22 protein-coding genes and 1 pseudogene are annotated in these 22,357 nt (G+C 50.7%); 12 read left to right on the forward strand and 11 right to left on the reverse strand.

Annotated elements, in window-relative coordinates; genetic code table 11:
- Positions 1-122: 122 nt before the first annotated feature.
- Both BLQ88_RS03535 and BLQ88_RS03540 read left to right on the forward strand, forming a co-directional pair.
- Positions 123-1,136 carry a right-handed parallel beta-helix repeat-containing protein gene (locus tag BLQ88_RS03535; protein WP_090146779.1) on the forward strand — a complete coding sequence of 338 codons (1,014 nt, stop codon included), beginning with the start codon at positions 123-125 and terminating at the stop codon, positions 1,134-1,136.
- A 29-nt stretch (positions 1,137-1,165) separates the two neighbouring features.
- Positions 1,166-2,296: a hypothetical protein gene (locus BLQ88_RS03540; protein WP_090146781.1), complete on the forward strand. Its 1,131-nt coding sequence runs from the start codon at positions 1,166-1,168 to the stop codon at positions 2,294-2,296.
- A gap of 102 nt (positions 2,297-2,398) precedes the next feature.
- Here the strand turns inward: BLQ88_RS03540 and BLQ88_RS03545 are convergent, their stop codons facing one another.
- Positions 2,399-3,400, reverse strand: a complete 1,002-nt coding sequence (locus BLQ88_RS03545) for a quinone oxidoreductase family protein (protein WP_090146783.1) — start codon at positions 3,398-3,400, stop codon at positions 2,399-2,401.
- A gap of 99 nt (positions 3,401-3,499) precedes the next feature.
- On the opposite strand from BLQ88_RS03545, the gene BLQ88_RS03550 reads away from it, so the two are divergent.
- From BLQ88_RS03550 to BLQ88_RS03565, 4 genes are all read left to right on the forward strand, one after another.
- Complete coding sequence (locus BLQ88_RS03550) at positions 3,500-4,393, forward strand: AraC family transcriptional regulator (protein ID WP_090146785.1); 894 nt, start codon at positions 3,500-3,502, stop codon at positions 4,391-4,393.
- Between the two features lie 12 nt (positions 4,394-4,405).
- Complete coding sequence (locus tag BLQ88_RS03555) at positions 4,406-4,744, forward strand: hypothetical protein (protein WP_090146787.1); 339 nt, start codon at positions 4,406-4,408, stop codon at positions 4,742-4,744.
- A gap of 133 nt (positions 4,745-4,877) precedes the next feature.
- Positions 4,878-5,225 carry a type II toxin-antitoxin system RelE/ParE family toxin gene (locus BLQ88_RS03560; protein ID WP_090146789.1) on the forward strand — a complete coding sequence of 116 codons (348 nt, stop codon included), beginning with the start codon at positions 4,878-4,880 and terminating at the stop codon, positions 5,223-5,225.
- A complete protein-coding gene (locus BLQ88_RS03565) occupies positions 5,209-5,514 on the forward strand; it encodes a helix-turn-helix domain-containing protein (RefSeq protein ID WP_090146791.1) in 306 nt (101 codons plus the stop codon). The genes BLQ88_RS03560 and BLQ88_RS03565 overlap by 17 nt, the downstream gene beginning before the upstream one ends.
- A gap of 17 nt (positions 5,515-5,531) precedes the next feature.
- On the opposite strand, the gene BLQ88_RS03570 is transcribed toward BLQ88_RS03565, so the two are convergent.
- From BLQ88_RS03570 to BLQ88_RS03585, 4 genes are all read right to left on the reverse strand, one after another.
- Positions 5,532-6,140 (reverse strand): hypothetical protein, encoded by a 609-nt coding sequence (locus BLQ88_RS03570; RefSeq protein ID WP_090146792.1) that lies wholly within the window; start codon positions 6,138-6,140, stop codon positions 5,532-5,534.
- A gap of 22 nt (positions 6,141-6,162) precedes the next feature.
- Positions 6,163-6,942 carry a HEAT repeat domain-containing protein gene (locus tag BLQ88_RS03575; protein ID WP_090146795.1) on the reverse strand — a complete coding sequence of 260 codons (780 nt, stop codon included), beginning with the start codon at positions 6,940-6,942 and terminating at the stop codon, positions 6,163-6,165.
- A 396-nt stretch (positions 6,943-7,338) separates the two neighbouring features.
- Positions 7,339-9,981 carry a DUF7133 domain-containing protein gene (locus BLQ88_RS03580; RefSeq protein WP_090146797.1) on the reverse strand — a complete coding sequence of 881 codons (2,643 nt, stop codon included), beginning with the start codon at positions 9,979-9,981 and terminating at the stop codon, positions 7,339-7,341.
- 106 nt (positions 9,982-10,087) lie between these two features.
- A complete protein-coding gene (locus BLQ88_RS03585; RefSeq protein ID WP_090146799.1) occupies positions 10,088-10,981 on the reverse strand; it encodes a LysR substrate-binding domain-containing protein in 894 nt (297 codons plus the stop codon).
- A gap of 197 nt (positions 10,982-11,178) precedes the next feature.
- On the opposite strand from BLQ88_RS03585, the gene BLQ88_RS03590 reads away from it, so the two are divergent.
- From BLQ88_RS03590 to BLQ88_RS03600, 3 genes are all read left to right on the forward strand, one after another.
- On the forward strand, positions 11,179-11,499 hold the full coding sequence (locus BLQ88_RS03590) for a PadR family transcriptional regulator (RefSeq protein WP_090146800.1): 321 nt from the start codon (positions 11,179-11,181) through the stop codon (positions 11,497-11,499).
- Positions 11,500-11,502: 3 nt separating this feature from the next.
- Positions 11,503-14,121 carry an ABC transporter permease gene (locus BLQ88_RS03595; protein ID WP_218132885.1) on the forward strand — a complete coding sequence of 873 codons (2,619 nt, stop codon included), beginning with the start codon at positions 11,503-11,505 and terminating at the stop codon, positions 14,119-14,121.
- Between the two features lie 174 nt (positions 14,122-14,295).
- Positions 14,296-15,189: a Nif3-like dinuclear metal center hexameric protein gene (locus BLQ88_RS03600; RefSeq protein WP_090146802.1), complete on the forward strand. Its 894-nt coding sequence runs from the start codon at positions 14,296-14,298 to the stop codon at positions 15,187-15,189.
- On the opposite strand, the gene BLQ88_RS03605 is transcribed toward BLQ88_RS03600, so the two are convergent.
- From BLQ88_RS03605 to BLQ88_RS03615, 3 genes are all read right to left on the reverse strand, one after another.
- Positions 15,186-16,193: a nucleotidyl transferase AbiEii/AbiGii toxin family protein gene (locus BLQ88_RS03605; protein ID WP_090146804.1), complete on the reverse strand. Its 1,008-nt coding sequence runs from the start codon at positions 16,191-16,193 to the stop codon at positions 15,186-15,188. The two genes, BLQ88_RS03600 and BLQ88_RS03605, sit on opposite strands and share 4 nt — an antisense overlap.
- A gap of 22 nt (positions 16,194-16,215) precedes the next feature.
- Positions 16,216-16,803: a DUF6088 family protein gene (locus BLQ88_RS03610; RefSeq protein WP_090146805.1), complete on the reverse strand. Its 588-nt coding sequence runs from the start codon at positions 16,801-16,803 to the stop codon at positions 16,216-16,218.
- Between the two features lie 69 nt (positions 16,804-16,872).
- Entirely contained in the window at positions 16,873-17,091 is a 219-nt protein-coding gene (locus tag BLQ88_RS03615) for a hypothetical protein (protein WP_229212558.1), read from the reverse strand.
- 176 nt (positions 17,092-17,267) lie between these two features.
- Here BLQ88_RS03615 and BLQ88_RS37335 point away from each other — a divergent pair, with 176 nt between their 5' ends.
- The gene (locus BLQ88_RS37335; protein ID WP_262485690.1) at positions 17,268-17,396 is read left to right on the forward strand and encodes a hypothetical protein; all 129 of its coding nucleotides are present in this window, start codon (positions 17,268-17,270) and stop codon (positions 17,394-17,396) included.
- Between the two features lie 60 nt (positions 17,397-17,456).
- On the opposite strand, the gene fdhA is transcribed toward BLQ88_RS37335, so the two are convergent.
- On the reverse strand, positions 17,457-18,644 hold the full coding sequence (fdhA, locus tag BLQ88_RS03620; protein WP_090146808.1) for a formaldehyde dehydrogenase, glutathione-independent: 1,188 nt from the start codon (positions 18,642-18,644) through the stop codon (positions 17,457-17,459).
- 179 nt (positions 18,645-18,823) lie between these two features.
- The gene (locus BLQ88_RS03625; RefSeq protein WP_090146810.1) at positions 18,824-19,402 is read right to left on the reverse strand and encodes an O-methyltransferase; all 579 of its coding nucleotides are present in this window, start codon (positions 19,400-19,402) and stop codon (positions 18,824-18,826) included.
- 203 nt (positions 19,403-19,605) lie between these two features.
- Here BLQ88_RS03625 and BLQ88_RS03630 point away from each other — a divergent pair, with 203 nt between their 5' ends.
- Positions 19,606-20,619, forward strand: a complete 1,014-nt coding sequence (locus BLQ88_RS03630; protein ID WP_090146812.1) for a ScyD/ScyE family protein — start codon at positions 19,606-19,608, stop codon at positions 20,617-20,619.
- Positions 20,620-20,678: 59 nt separating this feature from the next.
- Here BLQ88_RS03630 and BLQ88_RS03635 read toward each other — a convergent pair whose 3' ends face one another.
- The gene (locus BLQ88_RS03635) at positions 20,679-21,842 is read right to left on the reverse strand and encodes an AI-2E family transporter (protein ID WP_090146814.1); all 1,164 of its coding nucleotides are present in this window, start codon (positions 21,840-21,842) and stop codon (positions 20,679-20,681) included.
- A 216-nt stretch (positions 21,843-22,058) separates the two neighbouring features.
- On the opposite strand from BLQ88_RS03635, the pseudogene BLQ88_RS37500 reads away from it, so the two are divergent.
- A pseudogene (locus BLQ88_RS37500) lies at positions 22,059-22,331 on the forward strand (DNA-formamidopyrimidine glycosylase family protein); the annotation flags it as partial.
- Positions 22,332-22,357: the final 26 nt, after the last annotated feature.

Here is a 22,357-nt window from a genome sequence, read left to right on the forward strand (position 1 = left end):
ATAAAACTTGACAAAACTTGAATATAACTTGAAAACAGCATTACCGGTGACCTGGCTATGTTTGAACGGAAAAAGACAGCCGGCCGGCCGTGCATTCGAAAAGACGAACTAACATTTAAAACATGTACAAATTAAGCTATTTATTGTCCATTATGTTACTGCTGGTCCGCCCCGCACAGGCGCAAACGATTTATGTAAATGCATCTGCCGGCAATGATGCAGCCAACGGCAAAGTCGAAACGCCGGTAGCAACGTTGCAACGGGCCGTGGAGCTGGCCAAAACCTTTAAAGCGGGCGAAAGCGTTACGATCAAAGTCGCGCCCGGGCTTTACGCATTGCGTGACCAGGTTGTGATCGATAAGCGCAACACCGACGAGGCGTGGCTCACGATCGAAGCGGCAGTCATGCCGGATGATGCCGGTTGGAAGCCTGCGCAAATGCCCGTGATCCAATCCATATCGTCCAACAACAATAAAACACAATTCCAGCATGCCGTCGGATTATTGATAGCAGCCGATCATGTGCGCATTCGCGGCCTGAAATTCGTTGGCAATGGCAACCCCGAAGTGCAGTACTACTATCCCGTAATCCGCAAGGATTCGACCCTGACCGGTCTGGATGTGTCGCAATGCTATTTCATCGGCGAACGTAATTCCACGCCCATTCAGGGAAGCATATGGGCACACGGGGCCGGAATTCACGTCGACCATTGTATTTTTTATGGTACCAAGAATGCGCTGCTCCTTTTTAATGCCATCAGGGATTTTTCATTAAAAAATTCGCTCATAATGGGCGCTTATGAATCAGCCGTGTGGTTTGGTACTTTCCATGAACCATTTGTATTTGAGAACAACATTGTAGCAAACTCGGAGTACCTGTTTCTGCGCGGGGAAAAAACATATCCGAAGTACCATTTCAAAAACTGCCTCTTCACAGAGATGAAGCACGAAATGGGTTACTTCGGCCAGAAAGGCGCTGCGCCGACCGACAGGAATGCGCATTCAGAAGAGCATGTCACGCGCTCCGGCAAGGTGCTGCTCAGCGAGGTGGCAACCAATGGTTTACCGCAGGACTATCTTAACCCGCTTCCCAATTCAGCCGGAAAGGAACTCAATGCCGGCATTTTCAAGAAATAGCTGACTTTAACACATTTGCATTATTAGCCATGAAAAAATTCATTTTAGTTGCACTCAGCGGCATCGCATTCGCTGCATTCGGCCAGAAAAAACCTAAAACCGCCGCAAAAGACCCGAATACCTGGGTAGCCCTTACAGCCGGAAACTGGGACGCACCGGGCGCCAATGCAGAGTTTACGACCCACGACGGTCGTCCGGCATTGAGAGTCCTGCCCAAACAGGGCCAGGTCATTTTGAAAAACACCACATTTTCCAATGGCACCATCGAGTTCGACTACATTCCGGTGGATCGCTTTGCCTCCTTCTATTTCAGATATAAGGATGGAAAGGAAAACGAGCTGTTCTACTTCCGCACCCACCGCGCAAACGACACGACCGGCATCGAAGCCGTCCAGTACAGCCCGATGATCGACGGTGTGAACCTCTGGGACCTGCTGCCGCAATACCAGGGAAAGGCCAATTTCACGAACAAAACCTGGAACCATGTGAAACTGATCGCGTCGGGGTACCAGTTGCGGGTGTTTGTAAACGATATGCAGCAACCCACGATGGAAGTGCCGCGAATGGAAGGGAATGTGACGGAAGGCACGCTCGCATTCGAAGGCGAAGGCATTGTTTCCAACCTGGTCATCAAGCCGGGGCAAACGGAAGGCCTTCCCGCATACGAGGGCACGGACCCGGTCGCGAATGACCCGCGCTACCTGCGCAAATGGCAGGTCACAGAGCCAGCCGTGTTGCCGAAAAACGTGGATTTTAGTATGGATTACGCACCCAAAGCCGAAACAATGTGGGAGACGATCTGGGCTGAGAGAAGGGGAATGATGAATCTCACCCGCAAATTCGGTATGAGCAAGGAACGTCGTATCGTGTGGATGAAGGTCAATATCAACTCCAAAACCGATCAGAAGAAAAAGATCGCGATGGGTTTCAGTGATGATGTGTGGGTATTTCTGAACGGCCGCTACCTCTACGTGGACAAAAATACATTTGCCTCGCCCATTATGAAAGAACCCGCCGGCAGGTGTTCCATCGAAAACGCATCATTTGTAATACCCTTCAAAGCAGGAAAAAACGAGCTGACCGTGGCATTAGCCAACGATTTCTACGGCTGGGCATTAATAGCGCGGTTGGAGGATTTGGATGGGATTGCCGTAGAATGAATTTTGTAAAAGGGAGGAAAGGAGGATGGAATAAAGGGAGGAAGGCGCAACGGAAAAAACTTCCTCCCCTTCCTCCCGTTACTCCCTTTCCTCCCCTTCTTCCTACTGATTTGTCAAAACAATCTTCCCAAACTGCTTGCCTTCGTGCATGTAATCGAAGGCAGCCTGGGCGTCGGATAATGAGGGATAAACTTTGTCTACGACAGGTTTAATGTTGTGCGTGGCGGTAAATGCGAGCATATCTTTAAATTCCTGCATTGTTCCCATCGTGGTACCGAGGATCGACAGGTTTCTCCAATACACTTTGTTAGGAACGATATTGCCGATCGGGCCGTCGGTACCGCCGAAAAATACGATCCTGCCGCCTGGCTTCGCGGTTTCGATCAGACTACCAAAACCTTTGCCGGACGCGCTGTCGAGCACGACGTCGAAGCCGCCGGTGGCCTCCTTCGCTTTCAGGAACCAGTTTTCCTCCTTGTAGTTAAACCCGTCGATTGCGCCCAGCGCTTTGGCCTTGTCGATCTTGTCCTGTGACCCGGAAGTAACATACACTTTGGCACCTGCCGCGATGGCATATTGCAGCGCCAGCAAAGCTGTACCTGCGCCGATACCGGTAATCAATACGTGTTCGCCCGCTTTCAATGCGGCCCGCGTAAACAATGCGCGGAACGTGGTAATGCCCGCCAGCGGTAGCGCCGAGGCCTCGATGTTGGTGAGGTGTGCAGGTTTATCGTGCACGTATTTTACGTCCACCGCAATGTACTCGGCAAAGGTACCCGGCTCCGGATTGCCCAAAATCTTAAACTGATCGCCGAATGCCGCGGGATTATCACCCCAATCGTGGCTGGGATTGATGACCACCGGCTTACCAATCCAGGCCGGATCGACATTGCTGCCCGTTTCGACCACAGTACCAAACCCGTCGGAACCCAGAATAAGTCCTGCTTTCGGGCCGGCGTATTGGCCTTTCTGGATCCAGACGTCGCGGTGATTCAATGAAGAATAGGCCAGTTTGATCAGTACCTGATTATCGGCTGGCGACGGTGTCTCCACTTCTTTGATAATGAGCGGAGTATTTGTATCGGTCAAAAATGTTGCTTTCATGATGTAAATTGATTTTGTGTTTGACAATGCAAATTTGTACCGATTTTTAGCTAGTTTTACGGTACAATTTTTCCAAAATCCGGTATACTTCTCTCGATCATGAAAGAAAACCTGCACGAACCCTTTGAAATTATTTACAAGGAGCTCGACGAATGTCCTAAACCGACGCATCAGCACAACTTTTTTGAACTGATCTACATTTTGTCTGGTACCGGCGTGCAGGAGATCAATAAGCATACTTTCCGGTACAATGCCGGCCATATGTTTCTGCTGACACCCGAGGATAGCCATTCTTTCGACATCGAAACGACCACGCGGTTTGTCTTCATCCGTTTCAATGATGTGTATATCAAAGGGAATACGTCGCTCGTGAGCGCATCTCAGCGCGAGGATCTGCTGCAACGGCTCGAATTTATCCTGCAAAATGCCAGCCACCAGCCGGGCTGCATTCTCAAAAACCAGACCGACAAAAGCATTGTCAAACCGTTGATAGAAGCGATCATCCGCGAATACGTGAACCGCGACATGTACAATAAGGAGCTCATCCGGCAGTATATCAACACGATGATCATCCTCGTTGCCCGGAACATCGCCATGTTTCTTCCCGAAAAAATCAATGAATGCAGCGAGGAGAAGGCGATCGATATTTTGCAGTACATTCAGGCAAACATCTATTACCCCGAAAAGATAAAAGCCGCCCATATCAGCCAGCATTTCGGCATATCGGAATCGTATCTAGGACGGTATTTCAAAAAACACACCAATGAAACGATGCAGGAGTACATCGTGAATTCGCGGGTAAAACTGGTAGAAACCAGGTTACTGCACAGTAATATGCGTATGAACGAGATCGCAGCCGAACTTTCATTTACCGACGAAAGCCACCTGAATCGTTTTTTCAAAAAGAGCAAAGGAATGAGCCTGGGTGAATACCGGAGAAAGAACAGGGTTGCGGGAACAATATTTGAAGGGAAGCTTAAATCATCAAACTAAAAACCAATTCCGATGAAAACGCTTCAAACATTCCTATTAGCCCTGGCATTAACGATACCCGCCTGCGCGGTAGCGCAATCCTCCGACGCCTCATCGAGATCATCCAGGCAAGAGCAGAAATACCAGCGCAAAACAAAAAGGCACCACGTCAAAACGGCCGATTCCTCCGATCTGAACGCGATCCTGAAAGATTCGGCCAATGCAGAAACCGGCCCGATCCTGAATGACAACGGTGCCGTCAACTCCACCGGCGCCGTCGACGGCAGCCGCAGCAGCACCGGCCGACCCGATGCCGATACTACCACATCGTATTCTGTTAAGAGGAAAAAGACGGTCATCCGGAAGCCATGATGAGGCTTTTACCAAGCTTAAATCCTTTCGATCTTTCAAATCACCCGGTTGAGAATTTCTTTCAAATTAAAGCGCTCGTAGTAAGTACTTTCGCCAAAAACACTTGATAAATGTTATCTAATCCGATAACTTTATGGAAGGATCAATTCGCGAAATCTTTTATTACAAGCATTACTACCGTGCGTTTTTTGCCACCTTGAAACCCGAGGCGAAGAAGAAATTCAACTGGACGTTGAACCTTTTAACCTCCGTACAAAGGATACCGGAAAAATTTTTAAAGCATGTGGAGGGATCATCCGGTCTGTACGAAATTCGGGTCGACGCTGGTTCTGACATTTACAGGGTATTCTGCTTTTTTGACAAAGGTCAAATTATTGTCCTGGGTAATGGCTTTCAGAAAAAGACTCCCAAAACACCGCGAAACGAGTTAAAGCTGGCGGAGAAACTAAAAAACGAATACTTCGATGAAAAACGACAATAAGAATCTGACCTCGTTCAAAGACCACTTAACCGAACAATATGGGGAGCCCGGTACGCCCTCGAGAGATCAGTTCGAACAAGAGTTCGAGACGTTCAAGCTCGGCGTGATGCTGCAAGAATTGAGAAAGGAAAAAGGGCTCACTCAGAAAGAGTTAGCGGAAAAGTGCGGAACAACAAAAAATTACATTTCCAGGGTAGAAAACGATGCCAGCGACATCAGGCTGTCCACGTTGATGAGAATCGTAAATGACGGTCTGGGCGGGCACCTTAGATTATCCGTAAACTTCTAGCCGCTACCCAATCCTCTTCAAAACCTTCTCCACCCGCTTACGCTTGGATCCTTTTCGAAATCGCCCAGTCGGCTGGTTAGCGTACGGACGAATTCGGCCTTGTGGGTTCCGCTGATCACCGGCAATGCATTTTCGGCGTACATCGGTAGTTGGTTCGAGGGGCAGCCTAGCATTTGCTCATTCAGCAAAGGAAGCGTCTGTTCGCTGTACGCGGGAATGCCGCTCAACTGGATGAGAATGGCTACGAAACTGTCACGAGTGATCACCGAGCCTTTGTCTGCAACGGCGGCGAGTTTGGGGATCGAGGCAAATACTACATCGGGCTGTTCAAGCACGATGGTGTTCAGGGCCGTCATGCCGCCCCATTGCATTCGGTTGTCTTTGCTGTCGAGCAAAGCGGCGAATTGATTTGCGTAGGCAGCGATCAGCGAGGGTGATTGTGCGCCAATTTCGTAAAGGACTTTGATGCAATCGTGGCGAATGTCTTTGCTTTTATGGCTCAGGTTTTCAACCAGTTCGGCCACGGCGGTACTGTCCGCATTCACGGCAATTTCAGTTGCCAATTCCTGGTTCGGCACCTCATCCCGCCGGTTTAGCGAGGAAGCAAGTTTGGATATCACAGTCATACTTATTCAAATTAAGACTCACCTATAAATCCTTCCGCTTCCGGCCCGGGTAATGCGCATCGATCATCCCGATAGCCTCTGCCTGCGTAAGCGCCGCAAAATTACGATAACGGTGATGCACATCGATAATTTCTTCCAGCGCGGCATCGACAAGCGGGCGGTTTTCCCAATCTTCCAAATGCACTAGCACCTTCATAAGGCAGCCTTTCTTGTACGCGATCTGCCCGATCACGTGCACGAGCGTATTACGTACGCGGGCGGCGCGGTCGTGTTGGAGCTCGCGCAGGAGCGGCAGAATATCTTCGGGATGTTTTCTGCCGCGAAGCTCGATGCCGTGGCAGATTTCGCGACGGATTTCCTTGTCCTCGTGGTGCAAATATTCCCTGGCCCAGGCGAGCACGGGGACCGGATTTACCTCCCCCATTTTCTTTACAGAACCGATGACAGCATTCCTTGGCGAATGGTGCGGGTCTTTCAATCCTTCGTCGAAGTAAAATCGAACTTCTTCGAAATGCCATTTACCTATTTCGCCCGCTGCATTGATCACCGTTTGCCGTACCCTGAAATCCGGATCAGGTAAAAATTGAGAAAGCATTGCCAGTATCGCAGGGCGCAATGCTTCCTCCCCAGAATACAGTCGGCCGGTCACGAGATATGCCGACTTCCGTATATAGGTATCGTCATCTCCGAAATACAAATGCGCTTTTAGAAGGCTCTGGCCCAATAATGCCTCCTTGATGATGCCTTGGATCACCAGAACCAGATCGGCCCTTTCGGACTTAGATAAATCGTAAAATGCCACGGGAATCAGGGGACTTCTGAGTTGCTGAGTCAAAGATCAGCATATGTCGCCGTACAAAAAAGTCCCCGGCGAAAGCGGGCTGCCGGGGGATTGCTATATAGATAAACGTTGAGTAATAGACAATGGGCGCAAATAATAATAAACTCAACAGCTACAAACTACTTCTATCAGACTACTAATGTACCGCAAATTTTGCAGATCGAACAAAAAAATGGGCATTATCACGTAAAAATTCATCAAAAAAAGCTCGGATTTGTATTTTTAGGGTTCAAAATCGTCAGAATAGCAACCTCGGGGACTATTTCCCTTCCATAAATAGGAAAAAAGAAAGCCGGCCCGTCGAACGAGCCGGCTTCGAGCCGATGTATCGCAGCTACTGGTTACCTTGCCTTGTCACTATTTCTTTTGTTGCGAAAGAAAGGTAATCAGCGACGCGAACTCTTCGTAGGACAGTTCGTTGGCAAGCCCCGGAGGCATCATCGATGTTTCCAGTTCCTTGCGTGAAGTGATATTGGCCACCCTAATGGTGTTCACCTGTCCTGTAATGTCGCGAATCACAAGCTTCTCAGCCGATTCCTCCGAAACGAAGCCCATATACGTCTTATCGCCTTTGGTAGTGATCATTACGGATGCAAAGCCCTGTGAAATCGAAGCATTCGGTTTCAAAATCGACTCCGCGATCTGCTCACGGTTCATGATCGAGCCAATCTGACCCATGAAAGGACCTTTCATCACTTCGTTCCGGCTCAGGCTGTGGCAGGCTACGCAACCCTGTTTGGTAAACAGTTTACGTCCAGTCGCCGGATCGCCCTGGATTTTCGCGATAGCCAGCATTACATCCTCGATCGACGACTCCCCTACCTGGCCTTTCTTATTACGGATCTTTTCCAGATCGACTTTCACTTCCTCTTTCGCAGCCACCACTTCTTCCCCTCCAAACTCCGTAATACCCATCCGATTACGCGCATTCAGGTCGGCGAAGAACTGTTTATCGCTGGCATTATTGAACTCCTTCATCAAAAAGTCTTTCACTTTCGCCGACGATTCCCATTCAACAGCCTTATAATACGGTCCGTGCGTATCGGGGCGCGTGCTCCACCACCATGAACCGTCGTAATCGGCCTCCTTTTTGTAGATCCTTCCCAACGTCGTCAGAATCTGGTCTTTCAATGCCTTGTCGCTGGTTTTGCCATAAGCAGCAATGAGCCCGTCGACCGCTTTGGGATCGTGCATATAGCGGAGCGCCCACAATGCGATGGTCGAATTTTCGGTACCGACCGCTTTCACGCAAGCATCCACTGCATTCAATGCCACAAGCGCACGCACGGCAATGTGCGGGGTTACGATGGCCGAATTGGGCGTCGCATGAGGGCCTTCGGTCCCTTTGGCCGGTGCCACGAATGAGCCCGGCACTTTCACTTTCAGCAATGCCTGAGCGCCCTCCGGTCTGCCCAAACGGCCCAAACCAATCGCAGCAGCCAGTTTTTCACGGGCATTGCCGTTTTCCAATGCATTCAGGAACGGGTCAACCGATACGGTTGCCGCATAAGGCTTGCGGTCGGCCAGCGCACGCAATGCGTACTCGCGCATATCGCTTTCGGATGCCAGTTTGGCAAGATTCGCGATGCCGTCCGCGCCTGCTGCCTGCGCATAGGTATACATACCCGCCACGCGTACATACAAAGGCGCTTTTTTGTCCTCTGCAACAGTCCAGGCCGCTTTTACCGCCTCCTTTGCGGGACGTTTCAGCAATTCCTGCTGCGCCGCCAGACGCTGTACAGCGCTTTCCGACCGCAGTAATGCCGCCAGCTGCTTCACCGACGATTTGCTGATATCTTTGAAAGCCTTGTACTGCCAACCCTTAGGCACAGCCCGCGTGATGAAACCTTTACCCGGATTACCCGAATAACCGGCACCATCCCAGGCCGCGAGGTATACACGTCCCGAAGCATCGATATCGAGGTCGGTTACCTGGGCAAGTTTGATAAATTCCTCCTCCTTTTGCTGGAAGGTCGGTCCGTCCGGCGTAACGCGGTGCATATATACCTGGCTGCGGCCCCAGTCGGCCATCATCGGCACACGGTTGTATTTGGCGGGCCAGGTAGGATCGTCCATGAAGAGCGAGCCCGTTCCCGAGCCTCCGCCGAGGTCGATCAATGCAGGGATAATTTCTTCCGTAAAATTCTTGAACAACACGGGATAACCATATTCACCCGACTGGATCTGGTTGCTGAAACGGATATTCCAGCCGCCGCCGTCGTTGGTATTGTCACGCGTAAAAATGTTCATGTAAGGATCAATCGCCACATCATAAATGTTGCGCAACCCGTGGGTATACACTTCCATTTCCGTCCCGTCGGGGCGCACACGAACGATTCCACCACCCAGCTGGGTCATTTTCTTACCCGATCGGTCGAGGGCATCGTGGAAACCGAAATCACCTACGGCAATGTAAATCCAGCCGTCGATACCCATGCGGATACCGTTGGTCGCGTGGTCGGTTCCCCGGCTTTGGAGGAACTTGGGTGAACACACATTCTGGATCAGCGGTTTTGCGGGTCCGTCGGCTACACCGTCACGGTTTTTATCTTCCAAAACAACCAGGTCCATACCGGAAGCCTTACCTGTTTCTTTGGAAAAAGTAGTATGTAAAACAAACACCTGATCGCCCTGCGCGATAATCCCGCGCGGGTTATCCAGCGCTGCAAACGTGGTGTGCTGGTCTACTTTACCATCATTATCCGTATCGACAAGCCGCACAATGCTCCCTTTTCCGGGTGTTTTGCCCAAAGAGCCGATCATATCGACCCCAACAAATACTTCGCCCGTCGGCGCCACAGCCAGACATGCCGGGCTTGGTGTGAGATCGTGGCCTGCGAAATGCGTGACATTCAGTTCTGCCGGCCATGCGGCAGCGTTAGGAAGAGAGTCGGCTCGGGTCAGGGTTGAGGGGCCGGACCTTTGTTCTTTTTTGAGGGTGTCGGTCGTAGTCCACAGCATAAGCAGGAACGCCGATACAGTTAAGGTGATTTTTAACATAAATAGTTTAACAGAAATTATTTCGACCCTTTCGCCAAGGGCCGACGGGTACAGTACACAGAATCTTAAAATAGGATGCGGGCCGGAACTACTCTAAAATGCCGCCCTATTTCCGCTGGTAGAGGGCAAAACGCATGAAAAGCTCGGGTAATGCCTCATGCTGGCCGTGCAATGTGGTGAAATGAAAATGACGATCAATCGAAAGGCCTTCAACGTCGACAATGCGGCATTCCTTACTCTGCAATTCTTTCAATACCGCGTGCACCGAAATGAACGCCATGCTATCCGAATGCAGGATGTACAACTTCATACTTTCGCTGCTGCTGAGCTGCATTTCCACATTCAGATCGCCCAGCCCCAGCCCGATCGATTTCAATGCATGCGCGATCACTTCCAGCGTACCCGAGCCGGGCTCGCGGAGCAATAACGGAATTTCGCGCAGTTGCGCCGCATCGATCACGCCCGTCGCAGCCGTCGGGTTTTTGCTGTTCGCCACCAGCACAATCTCGTCATTCAGGAACTCGGTATATTTAATGGCTGCATTCTTCGAAAAGCCCTCGATCACACCCAGATCGATCTCCTTATGCTGCAATGCATGCTCGATCTCCTCCGTATTCTTGGTCGTAAGCGTAACTTCTACATTGTGAAACTTGCGGTGAAAGGCAGCCAGAATAGGCGGAAGAATGTATTGCGCGGCCGTTGTGCTTGCCCCCAGTCTCAGCTTACCGCTATTGCGCTGCGAAAGGCTGTTTATTTCAAATTCAAGATTCCTGTAAACATCGAAAATCTGCTCGGCATGGTGCAGCAGTATCTTCCCGGCAGGCGTGAGACTGATCTTCGAACCGCTTCTATCAAACAACTTGGTTTTCAACTGGTTTTCCAGCTCATGAATATGCTTGGTCACCGCCGGCTGTGTAATAAAAAGCTCTGCCGCCGCTTTGGTGAAGCTCAGGCGCCGGGCGACGGTTTGGAAAACTTGCAGGCGGAAGTCGAAAACCATAAGTAACAGTTCGGTGAATATGGGAAAGCAAATAAAAGGCTTTCACGACAAATGGCCGCACGCGATGTCCGGCAATTGCGCGCGGTGTCCGCTTTCGGACAGGGCACTTTTGTAAAAAGCCTGTTTTTGAGCCAAATGCTTGTATTTTCTCCCAGGCACACCATTTGTTATACATTTACAGAAATAATAAAACCCTTATGAAAGGAACCTACCTGGGAGAGTTTGAGGAAGTGGTACTGCTGGCGGTGGCGATTCTCGCCGGCGATGCTTACGGGGCTTCCATTACCAATGAAATCGAGCAGCAAATGGGGCGGTCGGTGAACCTGGGCGCGGTACACGCCGCATTGCACCGGCTGGAAGAGAAAGGACTGTTATCGTCGCGCCTGGGCGGGGCTACGGCCGAGCGCGGCGGCCGGAGCAAACGTTTTTTCACCGTCACAATGCCGGGTTCCAAAGCGCTGGACAACATCCGCGAAATCCGTAACCGTATGTGGAGTGCCATTCCTAGACCTATTTGAGCTATGCGCCCCTGTCCTCCCCAATGGGCCACCCGGCTCCTGCATTGGTTCTGCGCGCCGCACCTGGTGAACGACCTCGAAGGCGATTTGCTGGAACTTTTCACGCAACGCGTACATACATACGGGGTGCCTGAGGCGCGCAGGCGTTACGTTCGCGACGTGCTTAGCCTTATCCGCCCTTTCGCATTAAAAAAACAGCCCGAAAAATATCCGCAACCCGCTTTCATCCAGCCAGCCATGATCCGCAACTATCTCAAAATCGCTTTCCGAAACCTCGCGAAGCACAAAATGTTCTCGCTTATCAATGTAATGGGGCTCTCGGCGGGCATGACCGCCTGCTTCCTCATCGCATTGTACGTGCATTTCGAACTGACTTACGATGCATTCAACCAAAAGGCCGAACGCATTTACCGCGTCGCCGCCGATGTCAAAACCAGCTCGGAAACACTGCATTACAGCATTAGTCCGTGGGCGATGGCGATCAATATGCAGAACGAGTTCCCGGAAGTGGAGGCCTTCGCCCGCGTGCAAAAAGAAGCTGCATTGCTCCGCAAAGGCGATCTTAAATTCAATGAAGAAAATACAGTACTGGCGGATTCGACGCTGTTCACGGTATTTGATTTTAAATTATTGAAAGGAAACCCAAAAACCGCGTTGGCAGCGCCATTGAGCCTCGTACTGACGGAAACTGCCGCGCGAAAATACTTCGGCGATAGCGATCCGATGGGACAGACGCTCCTTTTCGGTTCCAATAGCGAGCCCGCGCAGGTTACCGGCGTCATGCAGGACCCGCCCGTCAATTCACAGATCAAAGGCGACATTTTCGTGTCCATGAGCACCTACACCTCACACCAGGACAAAAATATCGAACGTGAATGGGGCAGCTTCGGCGCGGTTGCATTCGTACTGCTCAAACCGGGCACCGACCCCGCGGCGATGCAAAGCAAGTTTCCGGCGTTCGTACAACGCCACGCCGGAAAAAAGATGGCCGAGCAACAAATGGGGATCGCGCTGGTGCTCGAACCGCTGCTCGACATTTACCTGCATTCCACACGCGAGGCCGAAGAGTCGGGCAGCATCGATAATGTTTATATTTTCTCGGCGGTGGCGATTTTCATCATGCTCATTGCCTGCATCAACTTTGTGAACCTCACCACGGCGCGTTCGGTGGAACGGGCGCGGGAGGTGGGCGTGCGCAAGGCAGTAGGCGCTGCGAAAAGCGCATTGGCGAGGCAGTTTATCGCCGAATCGATGCTGATATGTGTGATCGCATTCCTCGTATCCGTGCTCATTTCCGCAGCGCTGATACCGGGTTTCAACGCGCTGGCCGACAAGGCGATCAGTGAGGGCATTCTCTACGAGTTGCCGTTTGTAGGTATTCAACTTGCCGCGGCATTGCTGACAGGCTTGCTGGCAGGCATTTATCCCGCATTCGTTTTATCCTCATTTGAACCTGTAAAAGTGCTGAAAGGCCGCTTTACGACCAGTTTGAAGGGTATAATGCTGCGCAAAGGGTTGGTAACCGTGCAATTCGCGATTTCGATCACGATGATTATCGCTACGATCGTCGTGTACACCCAGCTCGACTTTATGCGGAACTATGACTTAGGTTTTTCAAAGGAACAAACCGTTGTGATAGAGGCTGGTAACGGCCGCCATCGCGATGCATTCGAGGCAAGTATTCAGGACTATGCAGGCGTAAAATCCGCAGCGGCTTCTGCGGCGGTACCGGGCGGCTGGAACCCGCAGGCATATTCTAAATTGGAGAATAAAAGCGGCGAAATGCAGGCCGGCAATATGGACGTTTACCGCGTCGATTTTGACTTTATGCAACAATATGGCCTGAAAGTGGTGGCTGGAAGGGCGTTCTCAAAGCAACTCAGTACGGATAGCATTCAGTCGCTGATGATCAACGAGGCGGCGGCGAAAATGCTGGGCTACCGTTCACCGGAAGAAGCTATTGGCCGGAAGTTCGATCAATGGGGCCGTCAGGGAACAATTATCGGCGTGGTCAGGGATTTTCATTTCAAATCTTTGCAGGAAAATATTAAACCGCTGACCTTCCGCGTCATCGATTTCTGGAACGGCGGCCTGCTATCTGTAAAAATCGATGGTACCCATGTAAAACAGACGCTTTCAGCCATTGAAAACCAGTGGAAAACGATGCACCCCGACCGTCCGTTCAGCTACTATTTCCTCGACGAGTTTTACGACCGTCAGTACCGCGCCGACGAGCGTTTCGAAGCGCTTTTCCTCAACTTCGCCGCACTGGCCATCTTCATTTCGTGCCTTGGCCTGCTCGGGCTCGCCTCCTACTCTACCGTGCAGCGCACCAAGGAAATCGGCGTGAGGAAAGTAATGGGCGCATCTGCGGCGAGCATTGTCGGATTGTTATCCAAAGATTTCCTGCAACTGGTAGGCCTCGCATTCCTGATCGCCGCGCCCGTTGCCTGGTTTGCGATGCACCGCTGGCTGGAAGGTTTTGCTTATCAAACCGACATCCGCCTCTGGATTTTCATCGCGGCTGCTTTGCTTTCGGCATTCGTCGCATTGGCTACCATCAGTTTTCAGAGCATCCGCGCGGCATTGATGAATCCGGTAAAGTCGCTCAGGAGCGAGTAGGTATTTCGTAAGGTTAGTTGGTGTTGCCAAACATTGTAAAAATTGTCGAGCGTCGTCAGGTATTGTCATATAGTCGTTTGTATTCAGGGCATTATTTCATTATAATACCAGGCTTAATGTTCATACCTGACTCCCCTTGACAATGCTTGACAACATTTTACCATACCTGACCCCATGACTTTACCTGACAACACGACCCGCCGCAGCTTCCTTACCCAGGCCGCATTATCCGCCACCGCATTATCCCTAACACCTGAAATGCTGTTCGGCGCCGCGCCAAAGGCATACACCGTACAACAAATCATAGACCTGATCCTCAAAGAAGGCAACCTGAAACCGATCCCGGATACTGTCGACACCATCAAATCCGGCAGCCCCGAACAGGCTGTCACCGGCATCGTCACCACTATGTTCGCCACCGCGACCGTGATCGAGCAGGCAGCGAAACTGAAAGCCAACTTCATCATCGCCCACGAACCGACTTTCTACAACCACCGCGACGACCCGGAATGGGTAAAAGGCAACGAAATCGTGAAGAAGAAGCAGGCTTTGCTAGAAAAGCACAAAATCGCCGTCTGGCGCTTCCACGACTACTGCCATTCGCTGAAACCCGACGCGATCCGTTACGGCGTCGTCAAAAAAGCGGGCTGGACACAGTACTATAAAAATGAATCCCCCGCACTCACGATCCCCGCCACCACATTGGGCGACCTCGTGAAACACCTCAAAACCAAACTCGGTATCCAGAAACTCCGCGTCGTAGGCGACCTCAGCCAGCAATGCTCGAAGCTCGCCATCATGCCCGGCGCAGCAGGCGGCCAACGGCAAGTCTCCGTCGCCGAAGCCGAAAAACCGGACGTTCTCATCGTAGGCGAAACGCCGGAATGGGAAGGAGTTGAATACGCACGGGATGGGCGGTTGCTGGGATCAAAGATGGCATTGATCGTACTCGGCCACGCAGTGAGCGAGGAGCCTGGGATGGAGTATTTCGTGGAATGGCTAACGCCGAAGATTTCAGGGATTAAAGTGACGCACGTGGCATCGGGGGACCCGTTTCAGTGGGTTTAGGAGAAATCAATCAGCCTCACGCGACTTTCAAGCTCTTGTAGTCTTGAAATAAGATTATCGAAGGGAAGGGACTTCCCATAAATCATATTCTCCTGCATTGACCTGTAATCTCTCTCCCAGTTCAACATTACATTCTCGCCGGGCATGAAGCAAAGCGTCCGGGGAGAATGTGAGTCATAATTTGTTCCCTTCATTGCATTGAATCTCCTGCGATGCTCGACGATGGTTTGATACAATGCAATATCGGACAGGGCATTGCGCCCAAATGCGGTATCCATTATCTTTTCAAGATCGTACAAATGCCGCGACATACGTTCGTGCCTAATCTTTTCCAGTGGTTTACGAAACTCTTCATGCAGCAAAAACATCTTTTCCAGAAAAGTGCGCTCCGGTATTACAGACAGCACATTGAAAGGTTTCCCCGCAATGGATTTTTCACCCAAAACCTGGCTAATGATTGATGTAATCGGCGTCGGCATGGCAGGTTCGCTAAGCGACCGCGCACCAATCTCGATCAGTACTTCACTTCTCAAATAGGCTGCAGAAGCCAGATCCGAACGATAATGCAAATGTAAAATTTGCGGGTCGCGATCCGAATCTTCGCAGAATGCCGCTTCCAGCGAAAATACATCTTCTTCAACGCCTATCTCAAGAAGCTGATTGCAGACAGCACTCCTGAACGCACCTGAAATGAATGCACATGAAGCCTTACGCAGTTTGGCGATCTGCGTCTTACTCAATTCTCCTTCAAATCCCAATGCCGACCGGTCGAGTACGAGATCTACATCTTCTGAAAAGCGTTCTATCAGGCCCCAAGCCTTGCTTAGCGAAGTTCCTCCTTTAAAAACGAGGTGCTGGGCGTAAGGAGTTTTAAAGATCGCGAAAAGAGCAAGCGTGACCCACCAGTCCTTTTCAACAGCACGGCCGGAAAGCCTGGTAGCCCGACTTACCGTTCTTAAAATTTTCTTTCGCTTAGTCGGCGACGCTTGAAGCCATTCAACCATAACAACGTGTGTAAGTGAAAAACTATTTTAAAAGCCTTGCAATCCAGGCTGGCGCAAGTTGCAAATCATGGCGAACTATCTTCGCATCCTCGTTCTGCAACAATGCCTTTACGTGACGCAAGTGCTTGTCGGTCACCCTACCTTTGCCTATGTCCCGTAAAGCCTGAACGACAAGCATTGTCACCCTACTTTTAAAAGCGACCCGCTTTGGGGTCGTAGCTTTAAATTTGACTATCTGTTTACCGATTTTTAATTTTCTTGATCCGCCGTCCGTGAGGTATACCAAATTCACAGGCACTTGTGTAGATAACCCTACATAACTTAAAGCGGCAGCTTCGGTAGGAATGATCCGTATGCGATCGCGACGGACGATATGCTCCACCACTTCCTCGGCAGAAGGATGTAGTACCCCAAAATCAGGGTCCGTCTCAGGATACACATAAACCCCCTGCGCCACTCGCTCGAGCACACCTTCTTGCACCAACCGTGATAACGCCTTCCTGGTAGCTGTATCCTCTCCCAAATCCGAAAATTCGCTCGTCAAAAATACTCGACCGCGCTTCGTTTTCACAACACGATTAAATACTTTATTATGAACTGATTGTTTCATAAAATTTCAGTTTAAAAGTGTCACAAATATACTAAACTTTTGTGACACTTTAATACTCCTGGAATACCTCTAATCTCCATGCTTAATCCGCTCGATTTTCTCGAAAAAGAGTAGCAAATCTTTAAATGTGAAAAAGGTGTTGGCGATCTCCGGGCAATGACCAAGCTCCTTCTGCGCCAGCATGTAGCCGCTAAACATCGTCCAGAGCTCGTCCGCCATGCCAATGGCACTATCACTGCTCAATAATGCACTGACCTCGCGTCCGTACGCAAGGAGCCTTGAATCCATTGATTCAAACGTTGTTGTTGATGTGTTCATAATACTAATCTTTTAAGGATGAACGAAAGGCCCTGTTTTAGGTGTCCTTGCGCAGTTAGAGCACCCGGGGGTTTTCACCTATACCGCACCATGACAGGGCATAACTTACGAGCTCTTTCATACTTCTAACTATTCAAGGAAGCCGCATGTTAGAGAGAATTAGCAATGAATACAAGGCGCTTATAGGGCAAAAAGGACGTCCTGCCGGGATGGATGTGCAAGCTGCGGAGATTAATGAGTATGTGGTTTCGACAACAAACATCATTAACCCGTAAAACAAAAATCGGCTCCCAACCTTGAAGATCAGGAGCCGATTCTCTAAGCATTGGGATTCGTCAGACAATCATCCCATGCGGATCGATCACAAACTTCTTCGCGGCGCCTTTGTCGAAATCCGAATATCCTCTCGGGGCGTCTTGCAGGGATATTACTTCCACATTCACGGCTTTCGCGATTTGTATTTTATCCCACAAAATGGCGTTCATCAGATTCTTGTGGTATTTCATAACGGGGCATTGGCCGGTGTAGAACGAATGCGATTTTGCCCAGCCGAGACCGATGCGGATGCTGAGACTGCCTTCTTTGGCAGCGGCATCGCGGGCACCCGGGTCGCCGGTGACGTAGAGGCCGGGGATACCGATTGCGCCGCCGGCGCGGGTAACGGCCATAGCGGTATTCAGTACGGTAGCAGGGCGTTCTTCGACGGCGTGGGCACCGTGGCCGCGGGCTTCGAAGCCTACACAGTCGACGAAGCAATCCACTTCGGGAACACCGATGATTTCGGCAATGGCTTGTTCCAATGGCGTATCCTTGGTGAGATCGATCACCTCGCAGCCGAAGCTGGCAGCCTGTGCGAGGCGTTCGGGGATCATGTCGCCGACAATCACCACCGCGGCTCCAAGCAGGTGGCACGAGGCCGCACAGGCGAGACCGACCGGGCCCGCACCCGCTACGTACACGATGGTACCCGGCCCTACCCCGGCCGTAACGGCTCCATGGAAACCGGTCGGGAAGATATCGGAAAGCAGGGTAAGGTCTTTGATTTTGGCCATTGCCTGATCCTTGTCCGGGAATTTGAGGAGGTTAAAATCGGCGTAAGGCACCATCACATACTCGGCTTGCCCGCCTACCCAGCCACCCATGTCCACATACCCGTATGCAGCGCCCGGGCGCGCGGGGTTTACATTGAGGCAAATACCGGTTTTTCCTTCCTTACAGTTACGGCAGCGACCGCAGGCAATGTTAAAAGGAACCGATACCAGGTCTCCGACCTTGATAAATTCGACGTCGCGCCCGGCTTCGATCACGACGCCAGTGATCTCATGCCCGAGCACCAGCCCCGCCGGTGCGGTGGTACGCCCGCGGACCATGTGCTGGTCGCTACCGCAAATGTTGGTGGAAACGATTTTCAGGATTACGCCGTGCTCGCATTTGCGGTCGCCCAGCGCGAGTTTCGGGTACTCGATTTCCTGCACTTCGACCTCGCCGGGCCGGATGTAAGCTACTCCATGGTTTTGGCACATAAGCTAAGATTTAAGGGTTGGCACTCAATCTTCGATCATTACAAGATCATCTTACAATTATCAAAGTCAAGCCTTGATACCCCTTAATTTACTCCTACATAAACCATAAAAAGTAACAAATCACCCTCCGATTGTGCCAGAGGGCGATTTCAGGTATTGATCGGGAAATGCGGCAATGGTTACAGTTTAACGGCGAGGATAATGCCGGTAGCCCAAACCTGCTTGGTAACGGCCAGATCGTTGCGGCTGTCGAGGTATTCGATCAAATTCAATGCTTTCTGGTCGTGACCTTCGGGCCAGTTGGGTTGCGGAAGCATGTCGTCGATAATGTAAAAGGCGCCGGGATTGAGCATATTGAGCACTTCATCCAGCAAAAGGTATTTGCCGTGCCAGGTATCTGCGAAAATGTAATCGTATTTCTCATCGAGATGGGCATTCACCCAGTCTTCGCCTTCGGTATGCACGAGCGAGAGGCGCGGGTCGCCGCCGAGGTGATTTTCGGCGATTTCGAGGAACCCGGCGTCATTATCGATGGACACGAGCGTCGAATGCGCGTCCATTCCGTCCAGTATCCAGGCGGTGGAAAGGCCGGTACCGGTGCCGAGTTCGAGAAATTTGCTGCCCGGCTTCGAAGCGGCGAGGGTTTTAAGTAACGAGCAGGTGTAAATGTCGGAAGCCATCGTGAAACCCGAAGCTTTGGTAGCCTCGTCGATCGAAAGGTAGGCGGCCGGTAACGGCTGGCGGATGTCCTGGTTCATGAGCGGTTGGTGGTGGATTTAAAAACTGCAAAAAATCAATAATTGGTGACTTTTGAAAGGATTGAACAGATATTTACCGCTTAATAAATCAGCTTGAAAATGACGCATTTATACAACAGTAGGGAAAATCTAAGTCTTACTTTTGCCCACATCTACTACAAACTCCTTTCCAATCTTTTCCACTCTAATTAACTCAACCTTCTATGAAAAAGAATTTCCTCTCTTTCTTTGCATTTGCATTAATTGCAGCGACGGCGACTTTCCTGGCCTGTACAGATCATGGCGAACCTGTACCGGAGCCTACGCAGCTTAGTGTCTCACCATTTGTGGATGGCCTCCGCGCGCCGGTTGGGATGGTTATCGATGATCAGGGACGTTTTTGGGTTACCGAGGCCGGAACAGGCAAAAATGACGGCGCGTTGGTCATGATTTCGCCGAGTGGTGTCAAAACAACCGTTGTAACGAATTTCAGCTCGGTTGTCAACATGGGTAACGTCGAAGGAATCGGCCACTTATATTACGAAAACGGCACATTATATCTGCTTCACGGCGTGGAAGGCTTGTTGTATGTGATCGATGTTGCCAACTTGTTGTCAGGTAGTTTGCCGAAAGATAAGTCTACCCTCACTACTGAGAACATCAAAGCCTTCGTAGCTGGTAAAAACCTGACGTTCGACAACAACTCCAATGCATTCTCACTCACCAAAGGGCCGGACGGACACCTTTACATCGTCGATGCCGGAGCGAATGCGGTGATCATACGCTTCAAGGATACGCATGCACTCGACGTGTTCACCACATTCCCACCGATAGCGCCGGACAGAGACCCCGTTCCTACCGGCATCGAGTTTGATGGTACGCATTTCCTGCTGAGCAGCCTCACTGGCTTTCCATTCTCACCAGGCTCCGCTCACATTTACCGGGTGAACACCGTCGGCGAGATGATTCCCTTCAAATCGGGTTTTACGGCGCTCACGCACCTGACTTTGACAACCAACAACAAGCCGCTTCTGCTTCATTACGCCGATTTCACAATGCCTCCGGGCAGCCCAGGCAATCCTCCTGGCTTCAAACCCAATACTGGCTCGGTGGTCAACGAAGATGGTGCGGTACTAGCCAGCGGACTTGACAGACCGACAGACATCAAACGCTGGGGCGACCGCACTTTCTACGTGCTCAGCCTGGGCGACGGTACCATCAAGAAGCTGGATTTTTAGTTATAAATATTTCAAAATAAAACAGGCAGGTATTCGCTCGAATGCCTGCCTGTTTTGTTTCAGAACAATGTCTGCTGCTCGTCTTCTGCCTCGCGCGGGTTCACGACTTTTGGAGGCGGGTCGTTCGGCATGGTGTCGCCCAGCAATTTGCCCCAGGGTTTCAGCTCGTCGATGCGGTCGAAAATAATTTTTAATACCGCCACGAATGGTATCGACAAAAACATCCCGCTCACACCCCAGAGCGTACCGCCGAGTAGCACTACCAGAATGGAAATCAATGCATTGACAGACACTTTCGACGAGACTACGCGCGGTACGATGATATTGTTATCCAGGAACTGTATAACCGTGTAAGCGGCTATGATCAGTAACGGTGTGGTATATCCGTCCTTCGTGATGAACGAAATCAGCACCGGCAATGCGATAGCGATAATGCCACCGATGTAGGGGATCAGGTTCAGAATTGCGCCGATTACACCCAGCAGCAATGCATACTGCACGCCCAGGATCAGCAATGCAATGGAGTTCAGCGTCGCGATGATCGTTGTTTCAATCATCAGCCCCACAATATAGCTCTGCACCGCGCCTTTGGTTTCCTGCAAGATTTCGGCGACCTGATCGGAATTATTTTCGTCAAATACCTCAAATATAAAATTGAGTATCAATGGCTTGTAAAACAAAAGAAGAAAAACGTATAGTGGTATCAGTATAAAAAAGCTGATGATGCCAAAAAGCGTATTGACTGTCTTACCCACATAGGCCCGGCTGTTGTTGATCGCTTCGTCGAGCATGCTCATTTGCTTTTCGGTGGAAATACCAAAGCTCGTCGACAGCCATACCTGCAAGTTATCGAGCAATTTCATCGCCTTTTTTTCCAACTTCGGGATCATATCACCGAACTGGACGATTTGCGACGAGAGGAAAAACATGATCCCCGCCACCACCAGAATAGCGAGAAAGATCGTCAGCACAATCGCTACGATCTTATTGAATTTCCATTTCTGAAACCGGTTGTAAATCGGGTTGAGCAATACGGCAATCAGCCCGGCGAATGCGAACGGGACGATGATCTCCTGCAACAGGTTGAGGATGTAGAAGAACAAGTAAAGCCCGATAAGTACCATCGGGGCTTTGATGTAAAAGGGGAAACCGTCACGGGCGGTAAGCCATTCGGGTAATTCGGGAGCGGTTTCGTGTTTGCGACTTTTAAAAAAGAGTCCCATAAGCGGTGTCAGTGGTGATAAAAAGGGTTACGCTGCGGTGTTTTATGACGTTGTAACAAGAATGATGCCAGAGTTAAGGGGAGGAAAGGAGGAAGGGGACGAAGGGGAGGAAGGATAAAATCCCATTTCCTCCATCGTCCCTTTCCTCCATTCCTCCATTTCTCCCTTTCCTCTCTGGCACATTTTTAGCATCATCGCTGAAAAACGAATCATACGATGCCCGAAGGACCGTCTATTGTTATTTTGAGGGAAGCCGTTGAAGAGCTGGGGCTGAAAGGAAAGGTTGTCCGCCATGTGGAGGGCAATGCGAAAATCGATAAGGACCGCCTGATTGGCCAGAAAGTGACCGATTTCAGGTCGTGGGGAAAACATTTCCTGATCTGCTTCAAGGATTTTACCGTTCGCATTCATTTCATGCTCTTCGGCTCCTACCTCATTGACGAACAAAAGAAAACCCCGCCGCGCCTGAGCCTCATCTTCGACAATCACGAACTGAACTTCTACACGTCGTCGGT

This window comes from Dyadobacter soli (genome assembly GCF_900101885.1).
Lineage (GTDB): Bacteria > Bacteroidota > Bacteroidia > Cytophagales > Spirosomataceae > Dyadobacter > Dyadobacter soli.

Coding starts and splice junctions, on each gene's coding strand:
- BLQ88_RS03595 (WP_218132885.1), top strand. CDS start 11,503: ATGCGCCCCTGTCCTCCCCAATGGGCCACCCGGCTCCTGCATTGGTTC.
- BLQ88_RS03565 (WP_090146791.1), top strand. CDS start 5,209: ATGAAAAACGACAATAAGAATCTGACCTCGTTCAAAGACCACTTAACC.
- BLQ88_RS03560 (WP_090146789.1), top strand. CDS start 4,878: ATGGAAGGATCAATTCGCGAAATCTTTTATTACAAGCATTACTACCGT.
- BLQ88_RS03610 (WP_090146805.1), bottom strand. CDS start 16,803: ATGAAACAATCAGTTCATAATAAAGTATTTAATCGTGTTGTGAAAACG.
- BLQ88_RS03615 (WP_229212558.1), bottom strand. CDS start 17,091: ATGGATTCAAGGCTCCTTGCGTACGGACGCGAGGTCAGTGCATTATTG.
- BLQ88_RS03580 (WP_090146797.1), bottom strand. CDS start 9,981: ATGTTAAAAATCACCTTAACTGTATCGGCGTTCCTGCTTATGCTGTGG.
- BLQ88_RS03550 (WP_090146785.1), top strand. CDS start 3,500: ATGAAAGAAAACCTGCACGAACCCTTTGAAATTATTTACAAGGAGCTC.
- BLQ88_RS03555 (WP_090146787.1), top strand. CDS start 4,406: ATGAAAACGCTTCAAACATTCCTATTAGCCCTGGCATTAACGATACCC.
- fdhA (WP_090146808.1), bottom strand. CDS start 18,644: ATGTGCCAAAACCATGGAGTAGCTTACATCCGGCCCGGCGAGGTCGAA.
- BLQ88_RS03630 (WP_090146812.1), top strand. CDS start 19,606: ATGAAAAAGAATTTCCTCTCTTTCTTTGCATTTGCATTAATTGCAGCG.
- BLQ88_RS03540 (WP_090146781.1), top strand. CDS start 1,166: ATGAAAAAATTCATTTTAGTTGCACTCAGCGGCATCGCATTCGCTGCA.
- BLQ88_RS03600 (WP_090146802.1), top strand. CDS start 14,296: ATGACTTTACCTGACAACACGACCCGCCGCAGCTTCCTTACCCAGGCC.
- BLQ88_RS03570 (WP_090146792.1), bottom strand. CDS start 6,140: ATGACTGTGATATCCAAACTTGCTTCCTCGCTAAACCGGCGGGATGAG.
- BLQ88_RS03585 (WP_090146799.1), bottom strand. CDS start 10,981: ATGGTTTTCGACTTCCGCCTGCAAGTTTTCCAAACCGTCGCCCGGCGC.
- BLQ88_RS37335 (WP_262485690.1), top strand. CDS start 17,268: ATGTTAGAGAGAATTAGCAATGAATACAAGGCGCTTATAGGGCAAAAA.
- BLQ88_RS03535 (WP_090146779.1), top strand. CDS start 123: ATGTACAAATTAAGCTATTTATTGTCCATTATGTTACTGCTGGTCCGC.
- BLQ88_RS03590 (WP_090146800.1), top strand. CDS start 11,179: ATGAAAGGAACCTACCTGGGAGAGTTTGAGGAAGTGGTACTGCTGGCG.
- BLQ88_RS03605 (WP_090146804.1), bottom strand. CDS start 16,193: ATGGTTGAATGGCTTCAAGCGTCGCCGACTAAGCGAAAGAAAATTTTA.
- BLQ88_RS03625 (WP_090146810.1), bottom strand. CDS start 19,402: ATGAACCAGGACATCCGCCAGCCGTTACCGGCCGCCTACCTTTCGATC.
- BLQ88_RS03545 (WP_090146783.1), bottom strand. CDS start 3,400: ATGAAAGCAACATTTTTGACCGATACAAATACTCCGCTCATTATCAAA.
- BLQ88_RS03635 (WP_090146814.1), bottom strand. CDS start 21,842: ATGGGACTCTTTTTTAAAAGTCGCAAACACGAAACCGCTCCCGAATTA.